This window comes from Alcanivorax sp. HI0083 (assembly GCF_001635175.1).
The window spans coordinates 1-1,006 of the sequence record NZ_LWFX01000160.1; the positions used below are offsets into that span (position 1 = coordinate 1).

At 62.6% G+C, this 1,006-nt stretch carries 1 protein-coding gene; it reads right to left on the reverse strand.

Going from position 1 to position 1,006, the window contains the following annotated elements:
- Nucleotides 1-854 (reverse strand): biotin carboxylase N-terminal domain-containing protein (locus tag A3754_RS01735; RefSeq protein WP_156496684.1); only part of this gene is annotated, 854 nt, incomplete at its 3' end.
- Between the last annotated feature and the right edge of the window lie 152 nt (nt 855-1,006).

The window sequence follows — 1,006 nt, forward strand, 5'->3', positions numbered from 1 at the left end:
CCCTGTTCCGGCTCCACCAGAAACTCGAAGGTGCCGATCCCCAGATAGTGCACCTCGGCGGCCAAAGTCAGGGCACTGTGGATGATGCGATCGCGCAGGGCAGGATCGAGACCTGGCGCCGGGGCAAATTCCACCAGCTTCTGGTGGCGACGCTGCAGGGTACAGTCGCGCTCCCACAGATGACTCACCGCCCCACTGCCATCGCCCAGCACCTGCACTTCCACATGCCGTGCGGCGGTGATGAGCTGCTCCACATAGACCGCCGCATTGCCGAAGGCCGCTTTCGCTTCCGACTGGCAACGCTGATACGCCGCTTCCAGATCATTGGGGTCAGTGACCGCTCGCATACCGCGCCCGCCACCGCCGCTCAGTGCCTTGATCATCACGCCACTGCCGTCCAGTGACGCCATAAAGGCTTTTGCCTCTTCCAGCGACACCGCCTGCGCAGTGCCCTGCACCAACGGTACCTGACACTTCGCCGCCAGCGCGCGGGCCGCCGCCTTGTCGCCAAACAACCGCAGGGTCTGCGCTCCCGGCCCGATCAAGGCCAGCCCCGCCTGGCTGCACTGCTCGGCAAAATCCGCGTTTTCTGCCAGAAAGCCATAACCGGGGTGGATGGCCTCACAGCCCTGCTCCCGGGCAATGGCAATCAGCTGCGCGCCCTTCAGATAGGCGGGCACACCCCGGCCCGGCAACGCCACCGCCTCATCCACCTGACGGGTATGCAGGGATGCCTGATCATCTTCGGCAAACACCCCCACAGACCGAATCCCCAGATCCGCACAGGCATTGGCAATACGAATGGCAATCTCACCACGGTTGGCGATCAGGATGGCAGAAAACGGGACGGACACGGCGGACTCCAGTCTTAGATTCGACGGCAAAGACCACAGTGTAGCCAGTTGGGGTTATCGATGGCATTGATCGGGGTGCATGGAGGGGTATGCATTGGGTTAATGCTGTCGGCCGGCTCAAAAGGCCATCCAGCTAGCAATGAGTCCGTGTA